This window comes from Hyphomicrobium sp. LHD-15 (genome assembly GCF_031157355.1).
GTDB lineage: Bacteria > Pseudomonadota > Alphaproteobacteria > Rhizobiales > Hyphomicrobiaceae > Hyphomicrobium_C.
Genome location: NZ_JAVIFT010000003.1, coordinates 1 through 18,119, shown reverse-complemented (window position 1 = coordinate 18,119; position 18,119 = coordinate 1). Strand labels below are relative to the sequence as shown.

Genomic DNA, 18,119 nt, shown 5'->3' with positions numbered 1-18,119 from the left:
GGTTCAGCGACCTTCGCGCCACCAGGCCATGGCCATGAGGGCGAGCAGTGCGGCGAGGGCGAAGCCGCCGGTGAACATCGGCGTCAGCTTCACGCCCTTGGTCACGAAGGCCTCGCGGTCGCGCAAGCCCATCCAGCCGGTGCCGGACAGCACGCGGGCGCCCGACATCAGTGCGACGCGCGGCAGCGTGACGTCGCCTCCGGCGCTCGTCGGATCGGTGCGCGTCCAGTAGAGACCGCCGCCGGTTGCTTCGAGCAGCGGCTTCAGTTTCTGGTCCGTGGCGACCACCTCGCTCATCTCGCGCGGATCCTCGATGCCGGCATGGGCAACGGCGGTGAGAAGGCCCGAGGGGCCTTCGCTCTCGGCCTTGTAGAGGCCTGGCAACTTGACATCGATCGTGGTTTTCCAGACGCCGGGGCGTTCCCGTTCGAGCGTGACTTCGCTCTTCTCGCCGCCGGGGGCGGAGATGGTGACGGGGGCGACCTTATCTTCCAGCGTGCGCCGCTCGATGGTGAGCTTGAGCCCGCGTGCGGACGCGATCAGCCGCTCCTCTTCGAGATCGGGCTCTTTCATCAGCCAGTGCGAGAGACGGCGCAGGAGGTCGGTGTGGGGGCCGCCACCTTCGTAGCCGCGCGCCCACAGCCAGGCGTGGTCGGACGTGAGAAGTGCGACGCGGCCTTTGCCCTTGCGATCGAGGACGAGCAGGGGGCGATCCTCGGCGCCTTCCATCACCACGCGACCGCGGTCCGGGCGCACCTCTGCCTGGCGGAACCAATGGCCCCAGGTGGCGGGACGATCCGGCCCGATCGCGTTGGCGCCGATGAGGCCCTGGGTCACCGGATGACGGAAGCCTTCGTCAGTTATTTTTGCGCGGAACGGCTCCTCCAACACACGCCCCGTGGGCGCGGCAGGGAGAATGGGCGATAGGGGCGTGCGGTAGAGGCTGGTCATGCCGGCGTAGTCGTCGCCCGCGGCCACGAGTACGGCGCCGCCGTGGTTTTCCACGTAACGGGAGATGTTGTCGTAGTAGATCAGCTGCAGGATTCCGCGATGCTCGTAGCGATCGAAGATGATGAGATCGAAATCCTTGATCTTGTCCGAGAACAGCTCCTTGGTCGGGAAGGCGATCAGCGAGAGCTGGTTGATCGGCGTGCCGTCCTGCTTCTCGGGCGGGCGCAGAATGGTGAAGTGGACGAGATCGACCGCGGCGTCCGATTTCAGGAGGTTGCGCCAGGTGCGCTCGCCGGCGTGGGGCTCGCCCGAGACCAGGAGCACGCGCAGGTTTTCGCGCACGCCTTCAGCGACAATCACCACGCGGTTGTTGGCGGGCGTCAGCTCGCCTGGAGTGGTTTCAAGCTCGACTTCGAGAATGTTGGTGCCGGCATGCGGGAACGGCATCTCGATCGAGACGGGTTCGTTGATGGCGGCTGTTCGCACTTCGTCGGGGCGGCCTTCGCGGCGCACCTTGAGCGTCACCGGGCTGCCTGAGGCCAGGGCCGACTTGCCGCTTTCGCGAACCGCAATCTCGATATCGCGGGACTGGCCGACGAGGCCGTAACGCGGCGCCTTCAGCGTTTCGATGCGCCGGTCGAACTCGTTCGGAGTGCCGGTGAGGAGGGCATGAACCGGCGCGTCGAAGCCGAGGGCGGAGGTGGACTTCGGAATGTCATGGACCTGGCCGTCGGTGACGAAGATGACGCCGGCGATGCGGTCCGGAGGCGTGTTGGTGAGGGCCTGGTTCAGCGCTGCGAACAGCTGCGTGCCTTGCGCCGTCGTTGCGTCCTGCTTGGCGGCGGTCACCCATTTGACTTCGAGGTTCTTGATCTTGCCGAGGCGCTGCTCGAGATCGGTCTTGATGGCGGCGCGCTGCTCGGGGCGTTTGTCGAGCGCCTGGCTCGTGCTCTCATCGATTACGACGAGGGCGATGTTGGCAAGGCTTTCGCGCTCTTCCTCGCGCAGCGTTGGGTTGAGGAGGGCCGCGATCAAGGCGGCGAGCGCAAGCCCGCGCCAGAGGGCGCCACGGCTCTTGCGGAACAGCAGGATGGCGACGAGCAGCACAGCTGCTGCCGCGGCCGCCCAAATCAGGGGGACCGGAACAAGCGGCGCGAACTCGATCGACCAATTCATACGTCAGGTATCCTCACGCGGCGATTTCTTCGCCGCAATCAAATCTCATTCACTGGCCCAGGCGCTCGAGCAGCGCGGGCACATGCACCTGGTCGGCCTTGTAGTTGCCGGTCAGCGCATGCATCACGATGTTGACGCCGGTCCGCATCGCGATCTCGCGCTGGCTCTCGCCGCCGGGCACGACCGGATAGAGCGGGCGGCCGCTGCTATCGAGCGCCCAGGCGGAGGCGAAATCGTTGGACGTGATCATGATCGAAGTCACGCCGTCGGCGCGGCGGGCCTTGCGGCTGTCGCCTTCGTGATCCTCGCGCGCTTCGACCCAGAGCTGTCCGCCTTCCCAGCGGCCGGGGAACGAACGCAAGAGGTAAAACGATTTGGTCAGCACGTGGTCCTCGGGGACGGGCTCCAGCCGCGGTACGTCGAGCGAGCCCATCAAGCGCTTCAGCGCGAGGCCGTTCTTGCCTTCGAGCGTCGTGCCGGAGGGCATACCTGTGCCGAAATCGCGGGTGTCGAAAATCAGCAGGCCGCCCTGCTTCATATAGGCGTCGATCTTCGCAAGCGTAGGCTGCGGCAGAGGCTTGGCGTTCTCGACAACCGGCCAATAGAGGACCGGGAAGAAGGCAATCTCATCCTTCACGATGTCGACGGCGATCGGCTCGCCAGGCTCGACGGCGGTGCGCACGGCGAGGATGCGCGAGAGGCCCGAAAGCCCAGCCTTGCTGGTCGCGTCGGTGGTTGGATCTCCGGTCAGCACATAGCCGAGGGTGACATTCTCGGTTGCCTTTTGCGCGGTGGCGCCGCCCGGCAGCTCTTCCACGGACGTCTGGGCGTGGGCTGCGTCCGGCGTGAAAGCGGTTGCGGACAGAAGCGCCACGAGCAGCGCGCCTGCAGCGGGCCGTGCGCGCGGCTTCAGCCAGGACGCGAGCCAGCCGAGCGCGCCGAGCAGGGCGATGACGGCCACAATATCGGCGAAGATGAGGGCCAGCGAGCCCGTGAGCAGGGCAGGCGCGAGCGGCGTCGAAGGTTGGCTTTCGTAAAGCATCCGCGAGGCTCCCAACGGCCGAGCGGGAAGCGGCGCGAGCTCGCTCTTGGAGCCAAGAACGTTGAGCGCGCGCGGACTTCCTTGCGCCCCATAGTAGCCGGGCGGATGCACAAGGCTAGCCTCTGCGGACGCCAGTTTTTCGGTCGGGATGGCCTCGGCCGTGGGAGGAGGAGGCCTCAGAATGCCAAAGCCATCAAGCGTCTGGACCGGTGCGAAGGCGTCCAGGTTGACGGGGGGTGCCTCGCCCGCTGCCGCTTTGTCGGCGGCGGCTTCCTCGCCCGAACCGATGGGCGCAAGGCTGCCGAGCGCTGTGATCCGGCGCAGCATTTCGACGAAAAGGCCCGAGATCGGGAGGTTCGACCAATCCGAATTGGCGGTGACGTGGAACAGGATGACTTGCCCGGCGCCAAGCGTGGTCGCGGTGACGAGCGGCGTGCCGTCGCCGAGGCGAGCCCAGACGTTGACCGAGGCCGTCAGCTGTGCGGGGTCGGCGAGGACCTGGCGGTTGACGGCGACGTCCTTGGGAACGGCGATGCCGGAGAACAAGCTAGTGGTGTCGAAGTCGGCGAGCGGTTGCGGGCTCGACCACGAGAGTGCGCCTCCGAGCGTTCGTCCGCCGATGCGCAGCGCCACTGGCAGCAGATCGTCGCCGCCGCTTTCGAGGCGGGGCCCGGCAAAGCGGACAAGCACGCCGCCGCTCTCGACCCACGCCTTCACGCGGTCCTTCACCTCGCCCGACAGTGTGCCGATATCGGCGAGCATCAGAACGCTCGCCTTCTGCTTCAAAACCGCGTCGATGCCCTGGGCGAGGTTGTGATCCTTGGGGCGAATGATCTCGGCGTAAGGCTGAACCGCCTTTTCGAGATAGTAGAGGGGGGCGAGCAATGGCTGGGACTGCTCCTGGCTTTCGCCCGAGATCATGCCGACGCGTTGCCACTGGGAACGGCCATCGAGCAGGCTCACGGAGCCGGCGGAGCGGTCGGATGCAATTTCGAGGCGCGTCACCTGGTTGCGCAACTCGAGCGGCAGATCGAACGTCACTTCGGCCGAACGGGTGCCGGACGACAGTGTGAAGATCGCTTCGCCCATGCGCTGGCCGCGTGCCGAAAACGCGTCGATACGGCCGGTTCTTGCGGGGCCGCCGGTGCGCAGGACGGTGGCAACGAGCTTGCCGTCAGGGCCGAGGCCTGCGGTCAAGCCAAGCGGCTCCTCGCCGCCGGTGTCCTCGACGACCGCGAAGGTGCCGCTGCCTGCAGCCTGCTGGAGGCCGTCTGCGAAGGCCGACGCATCGGCCTTGTGATCGATGCCATCAGCGAGCCAAAGAATGCTGGCCGCCGTTACGTTGGTGGCCTTCAGCGTTTCATTGAGGGTCGCGAGGGTCGCCTTGCGATCCGGCGCATACGGACGTGGTTCGAGCGCAGCCAGCGTGGCACGCGCTTCGCCTGGGGCTTCGAGCTTGAACGTGCGCGATTTCGTGGCCGGTGCCGTGTCGGCGATCACCACGGCGCGGTTCTGGCGCTGGGCATCGGCGAGAATTTCTTGTGCCAGCGCGGTGCGGCGCGCCCAGCCGGAGGCTGCCGCCCAGCCATTGTCGACGACGAGCACGACGGGGCCGGTTCCAGTCAACGCGCGCTCGCGGGCGGGGTTCAGCACTGGCTCGGAGAGCGCAAGGATCACGAGGGCGGCCGCCAACAAGCGGATCAGCAGCAGCCACCAGGGTGTCTTGGCGGGTGTCTTTTCCTCGTTCTCGAGGCCGACGAGAATGCGCGTGGCCGGAAACGCCACCTGCTTCGGGCGGGGCGGAACGGTTTTGAGCAGCCAATAGATGAGCGGAAGCGTGGCGAGCCCCGCCAGCAGCCAGGGATTGAGGAATGTCAAAGCGCCGAGGCTCATGAACTTCCTTCCGTGCCTTGAGCGCCCGGCGTCGCTCCGGTGGCCGGGCCCTGCCAACGGTAGCCGGAATCGCGGCCTTCGAGGCGCATGATCAGGTTCAGAAGCGGCTCAGTCGGCGGGCGATCGGTGTGATGGACCAGGAACGACCAGCCGAGACGTACGGCGAGGGCCTGCAATTCGTCGCGATGGGCCTTGAGGCGCGCCTGATAGCGAGTACGCAGGCTTTCGGCGCGATCCGCGATCCAGCTCTCGCCGCCTTCGGACCCGAGAAATTCGGTGCGGCCTTCGTAGGGGAGCGTTTCCTCGGCCGGGTCGAGCACCTGGATGAGGTGGCCGGTGGCGCCATTGGCGGCCAGAACCTCGATGCTCTCGCGCAGGTTCTCGATCGGATCCAGGAAGTCGCTGACGAGGATGAGGCCGGAAAAGCGGCTGACGCGAGCGTTCGATGGCTTACCGGACGCGAGCTGCGGCGCGTCCGCATGGGAGGCGATGGTTTCGGCGAGGCGCGTGGCTGCGCGGCGGCTGGACGTGGGAAGCGTGAGCCCCAGGAGGCCGACGCGCTCGCCGCTGCGGACGAGGAGCTCGGCAGCAGCAAGGGTCAACACGAGCGCACGGTCGCGCTTCGTCACCGGCGCGAGGTGGCTCTGGAAATTCATCGATGGCGAGAGATCCGGCCAGAGCCACAGGGTGTGGGCGGCCTCCCATTCACGCTCGCGCACGTAAAGGTGGTCGGAGCTGGCGGAGCGGCGCCAGTCGATCAGTTGCGCGGAATCCTGCGGCTCATAGGTGCGGAACTGCCAGAAGGTTTCGCCCGGACCCGAGCGGCGCCGGCCGTGAATGCCGTGCGCGACGGTCTGGGCGATGCGATCGGCTTCCAGCAACAGATCCGGCAGGCGGTCGGCCACGCCATGGGCATCGCGCTCGACCGCGAAGATGCTTGCGTCGTGGCTGACGGCCGACTGTCCAGTTTCACGGCCGCGGGATGCCGCCATCCTGCTTACTCCACCGCGTGGGCGAGACGCGCGATCAACGGACCCAGCTCCTCGCCTTCGGCACGTGCAGCGAACGACAGCGCCATGCGGTGCTTCAGGACCGGCTCGGCCAGCTCGATCACGTCGTCAATCGAGGGGGCGAGGCGGCCATCAATCAGCGCCTTGGCGCGGACGGCCAGCATCAGGGCCTGGCTCGCGCGCGGGCCGGGGCCCCAGGCGACGAAGCGGTCGGTTTCGGCATTGGCGCCGGTGCCGGGACGGGCTGAGCGCACGAGCTTCAGAATCGATTCCACGACCTTGTCCGGCACAGGGATCTGGCGGACGAGACGCTGAATGGTCATGAGGTCGCCGGCCGACAGCACGCTTTCGACGATGCGTTCCTCGTTGCCGGTGGTGGCATAGAGCATGCGGCGCTCGGCGGCGAGATCCGGATACGTCACGTCGATCTCGAGCAGGAAGCGGTCGAGCTGGGCTTCGGGCAGCGGATAGGTTCCCTCCTGCTCGAGCGGGTTCTGGGTCGCGAGCACATGGAACGGCGCCGGGACGTCGTGGCGGGTGCCGGCGACGGTGACGTGATGCTCCTGCATGGCCTGCAGCAGAGCCGACTGCGTCTTGGGTGAGGCGCGGTTGATCTCGTCGGCCATCAACAGCTGGGTGAAGATCGGCCCCTTGATGAAGCGGAACGAGCGGCGCTGGCCGGGCGCCTCTTCCAGCACTTCCGAACCGATGATGTCGGAGGGCATGAGGTCCGGCGTGAACTGGATGCGCTTGGCGTCGAGGCCGAGCACGCGGCCGAGCGTCTCGACCAGCAGCGTCTTGGCAAGGCCGGGCACGCCGATCAACAGCGCGTGGCCGCCGGACAGGATCGTGATGAGCGTACGCTCGATCACCACATCCTGGCCGAAAATCACCGAGGCCGCTGCCTTGTGCGCCCGCTTGATGCGTTCGGCTGCGGCTTCGAGACGGGGGACGATGGCTTCTTCAGTCTGGATAACGGTGCTCATGGATCGAAAGGGCCCGGTTCTCATGTTGAAGGGCGCAACGTCGGGCAGGCCTGACGCGCATTACAGGCGATGTGACCGGCTGGCGGGGGCCGAGGTCAAGTTAATACTCGGTAAGTCGCCGTGCGGTGGGCTACTTAGCCGTTGAAAGTTAGCCGTTGAAAGACCGGCCGCATCGCGCAAGTTTTATTTTCACACAATATGGGGCCTCTCGGCGACCTTTGCCTCATCGGAGCGTTTGGGGACTATGAGCCTGGCGTTGCCAGAAGTTCCTGGCACCGGCGTTGCTGGCGCCTGGCGGTGCGGACAGCATCAGCGTTTTGATGTGCCGCGATATTCACGTTTTTGAACAAAGGTGATCGCTTCGGCGACATGAACAAGCTCGAAGACCTTCTCAAGCAAGCCCAGGGCGACAGTCCGGCACCGGTCGAGCGGTGGGATCCCCCCTATTGCGGCGACATCGGGCTCAGCATTCTGCGCGATGGGCAGTGGCACTATCAGGGAAGCGCGATTCCGCGGCCTGCGCTGGTCAAGCTGTTCGCGCGCGTGCTGCGGCGCGACGAAGATGGCCGCTTCTTCCTGGTAACGCCTGCAGAGAAGGTGGATGTCGCGGTCGCCGACGCGCCGTTCATTGCGGTCGAGATGCAGGCATCTGGCCGGGGCCGCTCGCAATCGCTGTTGTTTCGGACCAATGTCGACGACGTCATCAAATGCGGAGCGGAGCATCCGTTGAGGTTCGTCGCGGGCGAGCCGGATCACGGGCTCAAACCCTATGTTCATGTGCGCGGGCGACTCGAGGCGCTGGTGGCGCGGGCGCTGGTCTACGATCTCGTCGAGCTTGCCGATCGAGGTCCAGACGGCGCGGGTCTCGGCCTCTGGAGCGACGGCACGTTCTTTCCGCTGCCGGAGGCCGGATAAAGGGCTCGATCAGGGCGTCGACGTGGACGCTTTCGCTGGTGTTTCCGCGGCGGCGGGAGCTGCCTTTTCGGTCTTGGGTGCTGCGGGCTTAGCAACCGGCGGTTTTACGGCGGGGCTGGCGACTTTGGTCTTGCCGTCCTTGGCGTCTTTCTTGTCGGCGATTTCCGGCTTGGCGTTGGGGCCGTAGCGTTTCGCGCATTGCTTGTGCACGAACTTGTCGATGGATTTCAGCATCGGGCGATGGAAAATCCCGATGGTGTCCTCGAGCTTGGCGGCGGTCCAGATCGTCGATTTCACATCCGACGGGCCTTCGATGCTTTCGAGATTGATCCAGACCTTGTCGGCCTTGCCGTTCTTGAAGGTGAGCTTGGGCGCGAGCTTGATGGTGAGCGGCTTGATCTCGCCTTCGCGCTCGATCACGCAATTCACCTGCTGGGCGGGAATGCGGATGGTGTGCTTCGGCTGGGTGAGGGCCGCGATGATATCGGCGCGTTCAAGCTTGATGTTGGCCTTGCAGCGCGCGTCGCCGAAGCCCCACGAGACGCCCTTGCTTTTGCCTTCCTCGAGGGTCGATTTTGCCCAGGTCTTCTGGACGTCGCATTTGAGGTCGTCGCCCTTGGGGTTCTTTTCGAGGATCATCGTGCAGACGCGCTTTTCGCAGGCCTTGAGCTCGGCGGCTTCGCCGGGGGGCTCCTCGAGCGCTTGGCCGGTGCCGGCTGCGGCGACCAAGGCGAAGATGCCGGCGCCGAGGCCGAACCAACGGGCGCGCCAGCCTTTTTCGGGGCTTGCAGTCGGGCGTCTGAACATCGGCGGTGCCTTGGCCTTTGGTCGGGATCCTTGCAGCCTGCCGGTACTGACACTCGAATTTGCCGAGATTTAGGCCCTTCGCGCCCGTGCGTTCCTCCCCCGAACGGATTGTCTGGTCTTTTGGCGGACTTGATGCCAGGAAAGCCTTGAGCTACCAAGCAACACAAGTAAGCAAATCAGCCAAAGCAAATCAGGGAGGCTTTTATGGGGGTCAACACGTCGGGCGGTCATCCTGCCATGGACTATGCCGAGCATAACCGCACGTACGCCAACTTCCTCGGCTGGACCAAGGTCGCCGTCGTGTTTCTGGTTCTGCTGCTTGCCGGCATGGCCTTCTTCCTCGTCTAATTCACCAATTCGACTTCGCGTGTTCCGGGACCACGACGGCGCGCCGACGTTCTGAATTTAGTGCCGCCTGTCCTACTGGGATGCTGGTTGCGCTGCGCCTGCCGGGCTTGGCCCGACGGGCACGGCCGGTCTCATCGAGAGCGTGTCTCCTGTCGGGGAACGCATGTCTGGGGATAGTTTGATGGTTACCATTGCTGTCACGGCCGAGGGGCCAGATGAGCCGCGCGTCGCCGTTTCGCCCGAGACGGTGAAGAAGCTCTTAGCTCTCGGCGCCAAGGTTCGCGTCCAGAGCGGGGCGGGGCTTCGCTCGCGGTTTTCCGACGACACCCTGAAAGCACAGGGTGCGGAGATCGCGGCGTCTGCCGCTGAGGCCCTCGCGGGCGCGGACATCCTGCTCAAGGTGCGCCGGCCGTCGTCCGATGAAGTTAAGCAGCTGAAGCCTGGCGCTTTCGTTGCGGCGCTCCTCGATCCCTTCGACAAGGCCGCTCTCGAGCCGCTGGCCGGGACGGGTGCCAGTCTTTTCTCCATGGAATTCGTGCCGCGCATCAGTCGCGCGCAGTCGATGGACGTGCTGTCGAGCCAGGCGAATCTCGCCGGCTACAAGGCCGTCGTGGATGCCGCGTCGCTGTTCGGCCAGGCGCTGCCGATGATGATGACGGCGGCCGGTACGGTACCTGCCGCGAAGACCTTCATCATGGGCGTCGGCGTTGCGGGCCTGCAGGCCATCGCAACCGCGCGCCGTCTCGGCGCCGTGGTCTCGGCGACCGACGTTCGACCCGCTACGAAGGAGCAGGTGCAGTCGCTCGGCGCGAAGTTCGTCGCCGTCGAGGACGAGGAATTCAAGCAGGCACAGACGGCCGCCGGATACGCGAAGCCGATGTCGCCGGAATATCAGGCCAAGCAAGCCGAGCTGGTCGCCAATCACATCAAGGCGCAGGACATCGTCATCACGACGGCGCTCATTCCGGGCCGTCCAGCGCCGCGCCTTATCACGCGGGCGATGGTCGAGAGCATGAAGCCGGGATCGGTGATCGTCGATCTCGCGGCGGAGCGGGGCGGTAACTGCGAAGCGACCGTGCCGGGCCAGACGGTTGAGGTTGGCGGCGTAAAGATCGTCGGGCCGCTCAACCTCGCGGGAACGGTGCCGGTGAACGCCTCCAGTCTTTACGCGAAAAACCTTTATGCGTTTCTGGAGCTGTTTTTCGACAAGAAAGACAAGTCGTTCAAGGTCAACTGGGACGACGAGATCATAAAGGGCACGCTGGTGGCCAAGGACGGCCGCATCGTGCATCCCAACCTCGTCCCGCAATCCGCCGCCTGAGGGTTTTCAGCCATGAAGAAGGCTTCGCACTTCCACTCACTGATCGTTGGTGGCCTTGGCGCGGTTGTCGCTCTCGCGTTGCTGCCGTCGGCGGCAATGGCGAGCGAAGGCATCGGCGGCGCGGTCGATCCGTTCATCTACCGCCTCATGGTGTTCGTGATGGCGATCTTCGTCGGCTACTACGTGGTGTGGAGCGTCACGCCCGCGCTGCATACGCCGCTGATGAGCGTTACCAACGCCATCAGCTCGGTGATCGTGGTCGGCGCGCTTCTAGCTGTCGGGCTCGAGCTGGTGGCCGAGGGCACGACGCTCGCGCGGATCTTCGGCTTCCTCGCGCTGGTGATGGCCTCCGTCAACATTTTCGGCGGCTTCCTCGTCACCAGCCGCATGCTTGCCATGTACAAGAAAAAGGACAGCTCCGGCGGCAAGGGCGGGCGTCACTGATGCTTCGTCCGTTGGGAGAAACGCTGCGGCTTTCGGCTGTGTTGGCGCTGGCGCTCGTGCTCGTTCACGGGTGGGACAGGGCTGCCGCGGCGCGTGATCTCAGCAGCGCCGAAGTCAGCTCGCTCAAGGAGACCGTCACGCGGTTCGACGCGGCGATGCACGGCAGCAACTACGAGGTCGTTGTCGACACCATTCCGCCGCGCGTGCTGGCCCACATCGCCGAACAGTCCGGGTTCGAAAGAGCCAAGCTACGCACCTTCGTCATCGCGACGATGAAGCAGACGCTTGCGGCAGTGAAGCTCGTCTCTTTCGGGATGGATACCGACAAGCTGGACCAGAAGCAGCTTGCCGATGGAACACCGTTCGCGCTGATCCCGACCCTCACCGTGATGGATGCCGGAAACGGCAAGATCTCGGTGAACTCCCATACGCTCGCGCTGATCGACAACGGCACTTGGTATCTGCTGCGCGTGAGCGAAGCGCAGCAGATCGAAATTCTGAGGAAGGTCTATCCCGAGTTCGCCGGCGTGGTGTTCCCCGCTGGCTCGGTCGAAGCCATGAAGGACTAATTCGTCATGACCGCAAATGCCGCTTCGTTCCTTTATCTCGTCTCGGGCGTGTTGTTTATTCTCGCGCTGCGCGGGCTTTCGCATCCGGTGACAAGCCGTAAAGGCAATCTCTACGGTATGATCGGCATGACGATCGCGGTGGCGACGACGCTGGCCGTATCGGCGCCGAAGGACGTGCTGAGCTGGGTCTTGATCCTCGGCGGCCTCGGTCTCGGTGCTGCGATCGGCGCCGTCATCGCGAAAAAGATCCCGATGACGCAGATGCCGGAGCTGGTGGCGGCATTCCATTCGCTGGTCGGCCTTGCGGCGGTGTTCGTCGCGGCTGCTGCCCTCTATGCGCCGGAAGCCTTCGGTATCGGGCATCCCGGTTCGATCGGCGCGGCGAGCCTCATCGAGATGGGTATCGGCCTTGCGATCGGCGCCATCACGTTCACGGGCTCGGTCATCGCGTTCGCGAAGCTTTCGGGACGCATGTCGGGCGCGCCGATCATCCTGCCATTCCGCCATTTTGTGAATCTCGGCCTGCTCGCGGCGTTGATCGTGCTCGTCTATCAGTTCTGCAATTCGGGCGGCGATCCGACGCTGTTCTGGACGATCACGCTGATCGCGCTGGTGTTCGGCGGGCTCATCATCATTCCGATCGGCGGCGCGGACATGCCGGTCGTCGTGTCGATGCTGAACTCCTATTCGGGCTGGGCCGCGGCCGGTATCGGCTTCACGCTCGGCAATATCGCGCTGATCATCACCGGCGCGCTGGTCGGCTCGTCGGGCGCGATCCTGTCCTACATCATGTGCAAGGGCATGAACCGCAGCTTCCTGTCGGTGATCGCCGGCGGGTTCGGCGGCGAGACGGCAGGACCTTCGGGTGGCGGCGAGCAGAAGCCGGTGAAACTTGGCTCCGCCGAGGACGCTGCCTATGTGCTGAAGAACGCTTCCAAGGTCATCATCGTACCCGGCTACGGCATGGCCGTCGCCCAGGCTCAGCATGCGCTGCGCGAGATGGCGGACGCCATGAAGAAAGCCGGCGTCGAGGTGAAGTACGCGATCCATCCCGTCGCCGGACGCATGCCGGGGCACATGAACGTGCTGCTTGCGGAAGCCAACGTTCCCTACGACGAGGTGTTCGAACTCGAGGACATCAACTCGGAGTTCGCGCAGGCCGACGCCGTCTATGTCATAGGCGCCAACGACGTCGTGAACCCGGCCGCCGAGGATGACAAGACCTCGCCGATCTACGGCATGCCGGTGCTTCAGGTCTGGAAGGCCGCGACCGTGTTCTTCAACAAGCGCTCGCTCGCGTCCGGTTATGCCGGCATCGACAATCCCGTGTTCTATCGCGACAACACGGTCATGGTGCTCGGCGATGCCAAGAAGATGACCGAGGAGATCGCCAAGGCGATGGCGCACTAGGGCCCGATATGGCGGTCGTCTTTTTGCCGCCGTGCGCCGTGACGACATCAAAATCAGCTATCGATAGCTCCTCGACATAGCCAATGCCGAGATCACTGCTCGGCGCTGGCGACTCAGGCCGTGCAAAATATGGGACTTGCGCCCGTCGCTTAGTTCGGTGGTGGGTTTGTCGCGTGGCGAGATGGCGGCTATCCGGTCGAGGCCGTGTCTCGGGCATGGCCGCGTCAATCTCGGGATTGACGTTCGGTTTCAGGATGTTGTGCGCTGCGTGTGCACAGGCCGGCCGGTGCGTCAATGTTATCCCCTTGCGGCGGGGATCGGTCAGCCTCTAGCCTTCGTATGTGAGAGGGACATTCGGACCAATCCAAGAGGCTAGCCGCATGCGGGCACTCACTGGAGTACTGGCACTCGTCATCTGTCTCACGACGTTCGCTTCGAGCGAACGCGCGCGCGCGGCCGACGAGCTGGTGGTGCAGCCGGTGATCGGCGGCAATCCGATGCGGTGCTACGACTACCGGGGCGCGGTGGTGCGGACGCTGCGCACGTCCGAGCTCGGCGACGTGGGGCGCGCCTCGATCATCGCGCGGATGCCCATCATCTCGCTCGATACCGATCGGCTGGCGACATTGCCCGCGAAGATGCAGGTGTTCTTCTACATGCACGAATGTGCCCACCACGTGCTGGGGCACGTGATCCGGCCGACGCTCGAAAGCGAGCGCGAAGCCGACTGCTGGGCGATCGATTACGGCCGCTGGGCGGGATTGTTCACGCGCGCCGACATCGAGGGGTTCGCTCCGCATTTCGCGAGCAGCCGCGGCTCGAAGTATGGGCATCTTCCGGGGCCTGAGCGGCAAGCCTACCTGCTCAAATGCTTCGACGAGCCGCGCACCGAGGGTACGCAAGCCGCCTTCAGCCGATAGCGCGTTTTTGGGTGCGTGCTGCGGCGGTTCCGCTCGATCAAAAACTATCACGCGCTTGGGCTGTCTCGTTGAGCCGAGACATACGACGAGCCTGCAAAGTAAAAGGCCGCGCAGCGCTCCGTCTCGGTTCGCCGCGCGGCCTTCTCAGCTTCAAGCGTGCTCGCGTCAGCGCGCCGGGGTCGCGTTGGTGTGGTACGTGATCATCAAGAGTGCCATCAGCACGGCAGACAAGAGACCGGCGAACGTGCCGACGAGGACCGACGAGGGCGGGCTCGCAACGAGACCGGCGAGGTCGTGCGCGGCGAGGCTACCGGCAATCGATGCGATCGCGGCGTTGACGACGAGCACGCCCGGCACCTTCGACTCGTCGACGCCTTTGCCTGCGCCGAGGAATACGATCTTGTAGCGTGCGATGGAGGCAATGATCGTAGCGGTGAGACCGGCCGTGATGGCGAGCGAGCGCGTGCCCGGCAAAACGCCGTCGAGTGCTAAGCCGATCAATGCCCCGATCGCTGTCGCGATCAGAACGAGGACAATGATACTTGTCGAGATGACGCCGCTGCGTGCTGCCATATTTCGGATTCCCCTGCTTATCTCTGTTTTTTGCGTTCTAAATCTACGGACGCAAAAAACAGTGGCGCGTTCGTGCACGCCGGTCAACGCCGCTTGGCGCCGGTAACGACACGACGGTGGGCAGGCGTTTCACGCGGGGAAAGTTTGCTTCCGAACGAGACAAACCCGTCAGCGATAGCGCGTAGGTATGACGAGACGCTGGCCTATGGCGATGCGCTCATTCGGGAGGCGGTTGGCGGCAATCAGATCGCTCACCGGGATATTGTAGCGGCGCGAGAGACCGTAGAGGGTATCGCCCTCGCGGACTTCGACGACCTGCGGATTGCTCGGCGCATAGCCAGCGGCCGGACCTCTGTCGACCGGACCTGTGGCTGTGACGGGGGCCGGTTGCGACCAGCGCGACGGCGGTGTCTGCTGCCAGCGTCCGTTATTGTCGTAGCCGTTCGGCGCGGTGTTGCCGGAATTTCCAACGCTGCCCGTCTGGATGGTCGGCTGCTGCCCGTATCCCGCCTGGCCGCCGTAGTAAGGCGTGGCCGTTGCGACCTGGCGCGGTGTCGGCTGACCGGGATCGACATAGCGGCGCGGAGCTTCCGCATAGGGGCGACCGTAGGTGCCGTCCGAGTAGGATCCGTTGGAGTAGGGGCGCCCTGCGGTCGAGCCGTCGGGATAGGTGCGCGACATGCCCTCTTGCGGGCGCGGGCCGAGGTTGCTCGTCGTGAAGGATTCCTGGGAGCCGCCGGAGCTGCAACCGGCTAGGGTGGCCGCAAGGCCGGAGAGGATCAGCGCGCTGGCGCAGATCGAGCGGGGACGGGAACGCATGACCAAAAACTCCGCGAGACGCATACCCACACAACAAGCGCAGCTTTTGGTTAATCGAGCCTTAAGCATAAGGGCGTGGTAGGGTTTGTACGGAGGCTCGAGCGCGTTCAGGCGCGTTGTCGGCGAGGGAGTGCGTCCTTGAAGCTGGTGCTCGGAACGGCAGTCGGAGTGGCGTTGGTGATGGGTCTGTTGGCTGCAATCGTTCCCACCCTGCAGCGTCATCTCATGTACTTTCCGGACACCACCTACTTCACGCCGAAATCAGCCGGACTCACGGGCGTTTCGGAAGAGGTGCTGGAGACGCCGGACGGCGCGCGCGTGCTGGCGTGGTATGCGCCTGCCAAGGCCGGGCAGCCGACGCTTCTCTATTTTCACGGCAATGCCGGTTCGCTCGAGACACGCATCGAGAGGATCCGGAAATACATGGCGCGCGGGCTCGGCGTGTTCATGATGACGTATCGCGGCTTCGGCGGCAGCAGCGGGGAGCCGTCGGAAGCGGCGAATGTCGCGGATGCCAGGCTTGCCTACGACACGCTGACGGAGCGCTTCGGCATCGCGCCCGCCGACATCATCTTGTACGGGGAGTCGCTCGGCACCAGCGTTGCGGTGCAGGTTGCGGAAGCGCGCGAGGTCGCCGGTATCGTGCTCGATGCGCCGTACACGTCGATGGTCGATCTGGCGGCGCTGCATTATCCGTGGGTTCCCGGGCGATGGTTCATGACCGATCGCTACGAAACGCGCCGGCACATCAAAGCCGTCGCCGCGCCGCTGCTGATCCTGCATGGCGAGATCGACGACATCGTTCCGGTCGCCATGGGGCGCGAGATTTTCAACTTGGCGAACGCTCCGAAGACGATCCGGACGTTTCAGGGGGCCGGGCACGCCGACCATTACCTGTTCGGATCCTACGATGCGCTTTACGCGTGGATCGCAGCGCTACGCCGTGCCGAGGGCGCACGGCAGCCGGGATAGCGCAAGCGAAGCTCTTTGCGATCAAGTGGTGAAGAGGGCGATGACGCCAACGAGCAGCAGCACGAACACGGCGGTGCCGATGCCGGCGAAATACGGATAGGCGCGCACGCGGCCGGCCGTGGTGTCGAGTTCCTTCATGATCACGAAGCCGCCCATGCCTCGGCGGAACCAGCCCGTTACGCTGCCTTTTTGATTGATGTGCGGTTTGATCCGCCGCCAGCCGGTCCAAAGGTCGCCGAGCGGTCCTAGAAGCGAGCGGAAATCGACGTTGATGCGGCCGGAGGGGTCCGCGAAGACGGTGTCCTCGCCGAATACGGAGCCGGCATCGACGCGGCCGATCACCTCTCCTTCGAGGCGCACCGGGCGGCCGATGACTGGAGACGCGGCAACGTCGCCCATCAGATCGACGACGGTTTCGTTGGCGGGGGCTGACGATGGATAGATGATCGGAATGAAGGCGAGCCAGGCGAAGATGCCGGCCGGCACCGCGAGCAGGGCAAGGGCTGGCGTCTCGCTGGCAAGGCCCCAAAGTCCAACGATCGCCGCGACGACGACAGGAAGCACGAGGACGCCGACCTCGCGCCAGAATTTGGTCCAGAGCGCGGACGGATTGACGTTGGCGCGCTTGGCCGCTGCTTCGACGTCGATGTCGGGGAACGCCTGGCGTTTGTGGTTTGCGATCGTTGCCAATGCCTGGATGCGTTTGCCGGTCAGCGGATGGGTGGAGCTGAGTTCGATCAGCTTGGCCCAGGGATTGTAGATGTCGAACAGCATGGCATTGGCGGTCGCCTCGGGATGGGTCTTCGACGCTTCGACGACAAGGCCGAGGTGGCGCGCACCCTTGAAGTCGACCGAGCCCATGTGGCGGGTGGAGGCGAGAAGCTCGCGGGATTGCTCCGTGTCGGCGGCTTCGGCGATGCCGTAGGCAATTTTCACCAGCGCGTTGGCGAGATGGCGCGCCTCGACGCGTTCGGCCGAGAAGCTGTCGGCTAGATATTCGCGGGTGCGGCTGAGGTAGAGCAGGATGTAGGTGCCGAGCAGATACATCACATAGGCGACGATGCCGACGATGAAGAGGTTGTTCTTGCTTTTGGAGTTGCCGCCGCCCGAAGGCCTGCGGGTGAGGCTCGAATAGATCACGTAAAGCATCTGCACGAGGGTGCCGGCGACGGTCATCACGAGGAAGTCGCGGTTGACGATGTGGCCAAGCTCGTGGGCGGTGACGGCGCGGGCTTCCTCCTCGTTGAGGAACTCGAAAATGCCGTCGGTCAGGATGATGCGGGCATTTGAGCGGAAGAGGCCGTAGGTGAAGGCGGTCGGGTTGCGATCCGGGATGATGCCGACGGACGGCGCCGTGAAGCCGTACTCGCGTGCCACGTCGTGAATGATGGCGTGGATGTGCGGGTATCGGGCCGCGAGCATCTTGTCGTCGATGAAGGCGACCTGGTTCACCCATTTCAGCATCAGGTCGGTGAGCCAGGGGCTGATGAAGAAGATCAGCGTGTTGATCGCCAGCACCATCAGGAGCGCCATGCCGACGTCGAGAGAGCCCATGGCGACGAGGGCTGCGATCACGACGCCCGCGACCATGGCGGTCAACAGCGAGAGCGTGACGAGGGAAGCGAAATAGAGTTTGGCCATCAGAGCACGTCCATTCCTGCTTCGATCGAAGCTCAACTTGCCGGTCGAGCGTCAGTCGCGCCGATTCCCGAGCAATAGTCGAGGTCCGTGTACGGAGTTAGGCGGGATTGGCACGTCGATGTGGCGCTGCTCAAAAAAAACAACCGCCGGCAAACTGCCAGCGGCTGCTCTCAAATCGAATTGAAGGCGTCAGGCCGAAAGGCCGAGCGCTTAGCGGCTGCCGTAGCCGCCGCCACCACCGCCAGCGCCACCGCCGAAACCGCCGCCGCTGCTGCCGCCAGCCGAACGACCAGCGCCGGGGCCGCCACGGCCGGGGCCCTTG

General features: G+C 64.8%; 16 protein-coding genes. 8 read left to right on the top strand and 8 right to left on the bottom strand.

Annotation, left to right across the window (positions count from 1 at the left end; genetic code table 11):
* Positions 1 to 3: 3 nt before the first annotated feature.
* From RCO24_RS12305 to RCO24_RS12290, 4 genes are read right to left on the bottom strand one after another with little or no spacing between them, the layout of a single operon-like run.
* The gene (locus tag RCO24_RS12305; RefSeq protein ID WP_308962461.1) at positions 4 to 2,127 is read right to left on the bottom strand and encodes a hypothetical protein; all 2,124 of its coding nucleotides are present in this window, start codon (positions 2,125 to 2,127) and stop codon (positions 4 to 6) included.
* Between the two features lie 49 nt (positions 2,128 to 2,176).
* Complete coding sequence (locus tag RCO24_RS12300; RefSeq protein ID WP_308962460.1) at positions 2,177 to 5,062, bottom strand: DUF4159 domain-containing protein; 2,886 nt, start codon at positions 5,060 to 5,062, stop codon at positions 2,177 to 2,179.
* On the bottom strand, positions 5,059 to 6,054 hold the full coding sequence (locus tag RCO24_RS12295) for a DUF58 domain-containing protein (RefSeq protein ID WP_308962459.1): 996 nt from the start codon (positions 6,052 to 6,054) through the stop codon (positions 5,059 to 5,061). Before RCO24_RS12295 ends, RCO24_RS12300 begins: the two co-directional genes overlap by 4 nt.
* 5 nt (positions 6,055 to 6,059) lie before the next feature.
* The gene (locus tag RCO24_RS12290; RefSeq protein WP_308962456.1) at positions 6,060 to 7,058 is read right to left on the bottom strand and encodes a MoxR family ATPase; all 999 of its coding nucleotides are present in this window, start codon (positions 7,056 to 7,058) and stop codon (positions 6,060 to 6,062) included.
* Between the two features lie 342 nt (positions 7,059 to 7,400).
* Here RCO24_RS12290 and RCO24_RS12285 point away from each other — a divergent pair, with 342 nt between their 5' ends.
* Positions 7,401 to 7,973, top strand: coding sequence for a DUF1285 domain-containing protein (locus RCO24_RS12285; protein ID WP_308962454.1), 573 nt, complete (start codon positions 7,401 to 7,403; stop codon positions 7,971 to 7,973).
* Between the two features lie 9 nt (positions 7,974 to 7,982).
* Here the strand turns inward: RCO24_RS12285 and RCO24_RS12280 are convergent, their stop codons facing one another.
* Positions 7,983 to 8,780, bottom strand: coding sequence for a hypothetical protein (locus RCO24_RS12280; protein ID WP_308962452.1), 798 nt, complete (start codon positions 8,778 to 8,780; stop codon positions 7,983 to 7,985).
* 204 nt (positions 8,781 to 8,984) lie between these two features.
* Here RCO24_RS12280 and RCO24_RS12275 point away from each other — a divergent pair, with 204 nt between their 5' ends.
* The 6 genes from RCO24_RS12275 (at position 8,985) to RCO24_RS12250 (ending at position 13,792) form a co-directional block, all read left to right on the top strand.
* On the top strand, positions 8,985 to 9,128 hold the full coding sequence (locus RCO24_RS12275) for an aa3-type cytochrome c oxidase subunit IV (RefSeq protein ID WP_374990957.1): 144 nt from the start codon (positions 8,985 to 8,987) through the stop codon (positions 9,126 to 9,128).
* A 181-nt stretch (positions 9,129 to 9,309) separates the two neighbouring features.
* On the top strand, positions 9,310 to 10,449 hold the full coding sequence (locus RCO24_RS12270) for a Re/Si-specific NAD(P)(+) transhydrogenase subunit alpha (protein ID WP_308962450.1): 1,140 nt from the start codon (positions 9,310 to 9,312) through the stop codon (positions 10,447 to 10,449).
* Between the two features lie 12 nt (positions 10,450 to 10,461).
* Positions 10,462 to 10,893: a proton-translocating transhydrogenase family protein gene (locus tag RCO24_RS12265; RefSeq protein WP_308962449.1), complete on the top strand. Its 432-nt coding sequence runs from the start codon at positions 10,462 to 10,464 to the stop codon at positions 10,891 to 10,893.
* Complete coding sequence (locus RCO24_RS12260) at positions 10,893 to 11,462, top strand: hypothetical protein (protein WP_308962448.1); 570 nt, start codon at positions 10,893 to 10,895, stop codon at positions 11,460 to 11,462. Before RCO24_RS12265 ends, RCO24_RS12260 begins: the two co-directional genes overlap by 1 nt.
* A gap of 6 nt (positions 11,463 to 11,468) precedes the next feature.
* Positions 11,469 to 12,872, top strand: coding sequence for an NAD(P)(+) transhydrogenase (Re/Si-specific) subunit beta (locus RCO24_RS12255; protein WP_308962447.1), 1,404 nt, complete (start codon positions 11,469 to 11,471; stop codon positions 12,870 to 12,872).
* A 380-nt stretch (positions 12,873 to 13,252) separates the two neighbouring features.
* On the top strand, positions 13,253 to 13,792 hold the full coding sequence (locus RCO24_RS12250) for a hypothetical protein (RefSeq protein ID WP_308962446.1): 540 nt from the start codon (positions 13,253 to 13,255) through the stop codon (positions 13,790 to 13,792).
* 165 nt (positions 13,793 to 13,957) lie between these two features.
* Here the strand turns inward: RCO24_RS12250 and RCO24_RS12245 are convergent, their stop codons facing one another.
* On the bottom strand, positions 13,958 to 14,365 hold the full coding sequence (locus tag RCO24_RS12245; protein ID WP_308962445.1) for a hypothetical protein: 408 nt from the start codon (positions 14,363 to 14,365) through the stop codon (positions 13,958 to 13,960).
* Between the two features lie 168 nt (positions 14,366 to 14,533).
* Entirely contained in the window at positions 14,534 to 15,184 is a 651-nt protein-coding gene (locus RCO24_RS12240; RefSeq protein WP_308962443.1) for a LysM peptidoglycan-binding domain-containing protein, read from the bottom strand.
* A gap of 147 nt (positions 15,185 to 15,331) precedes the next feature.
* Here RCO24_RS12240 and RCO24_RS12235 point away from each other — a divergent pair, with 147 nt between their 5' ends.
* Complete coding sequence (locus RCO24_RS12235) at positions 15,332 to 16,156, top strand: alpha/beta hydrolase (protein WP_308962802.1); 825 nt, start codon at positions 15,332 to 15,334, stop codon at positions 16,154 to 16,156.
* A 21-nt stretch (positions 16,157 to 16,177) separates the two neighbouring features.
* On the opposite strand, the gene RCO24_RS12230 is transcribed toward RCO24_RS12235, so the two are convergent.
* The gene (locus RCO24_RS12230) at positions 16,178 to 17,797 is read right to left on the bottom strand and encodes a zinc metalloprotease HtpX (RefSeq protein WP_308962442.1); all 1,620 of its coding nucleotides are present in this window, start codon (positions 17,795 to 17,797) and stop codon (positions 16,178 to 16,180) included.
* Positions 17,798 to 18,119 lie beyond the last annotated feature (322 nt).

What these genes read in the sequence shown, in the direction of transcription:
- RCO24_RS12305 (WP_308962461.1), bottom strand. Translation starts at nt 2,127, where the DNA reads ATGAATTGGTCGATCGAGTTCGCGCCGCTTGTTCCGGTCCCCCTGATT.
- RCO24_RS12300 (WP_308962460.1), bottom strand. Translation starts at nt 5,062, where the DNA reads ATGAGCCTCGGCGCTTTGACATTCCTCAATCCCTGGCTGCTGGCGGGG.
- RCO24_RS12295 (WP_308962459.1), bottom strand. Translation starts at nt 6,054, where the DNA reads ATGGCGGCATCCCGCGGCCGTGAAACTGGACAGTCGGCCGTCAGCCAC.
- RCO24_RS12290 (WP_308962456.1), bottom strand. Translation starts at nt 7,058, where the DNA reads ATGAGCACCGTTATCCAGACTGAAGAAGCCATCGTCCCCCGTCTCGAA.
- RCO24_RS12280 (WP_308962452.1), bottom strand. Translation starts at nt 8,780, where the DNA reads ATGTTCAGACGCCCGACTGCAAGCCCCGAAAAAGGCTGGCGCGCCCGT.
- RCO24_RS12275 (WP_374990957.1), top strand. Translation starts at nt 8,985, where the DNA reads ATGGGGGTCAACACGTCGGGCGGTCATCCTGCCATGGACTATGCCGAG.
- RCO24_RS12270 (WP_308962450.1), top strand. Translation starts at nt 9,310, where the DNA reads ATGGTTACCATTGCTGTCACGGCCGAGGGGCCAGATGAGCCGCGCGTC.
- RCO24_RS12265 (WP_308962449.1), top strand. Translation starts at nt 10,462, where the DNA reads ATGAAGAAGGCTTCGCACTTCCACTCACTGATCGTTGGTGGCCTTGGC.
- RCO24_RS12260 (WP_308962448.1), top strand. Translation starts at nt 10,893, where the DNA reads ATGCTTCGTCCGTTGGGAGAAACGCTGCGGCTTTCGGCTGTGTTGGCG.
- RCO24_RS12255 (WP_308962447.1), top strand. Translation starts at nt 11,469, where the DNA reads ATGACCGCAAATGCCGCTTCGTTCCTTTATCTCGTCTCGGGCGTGTTG.
- RCO24_RS12250 (WP_308962446.1), top strand. Translation starts at nt 13,253, where the DNA reads ATGCGGGCACTCACTGGAGTACTGGCACTCGTCATCTGTCTCACGACG.
- RCO24_RS12245 (WP_308962445.1), bottom strand. Translation starts at nt 14,365, where the DNA reads ATGGCAGCACGCAGCGGCGTCATCTCGACAAGTATCATTGTCCTCGTT.
- RCO24_RS12240 (WP_308962443.1), bottom strand. Translation starts at nt 15,184, where the DNA reads ATGCGTTCCCGTCCCCGCTCGATCTGCGCCAGCGCGCTGATCCTCTCC.
- RCO24_RS12230 (WP_308962442.1), bottom strand. Translation starts at nt 17,797, where the DNA reads ATGGCCAAACTCTATTTCGCTTCCCTCGTCACGCTCTCGCTGTTGACC.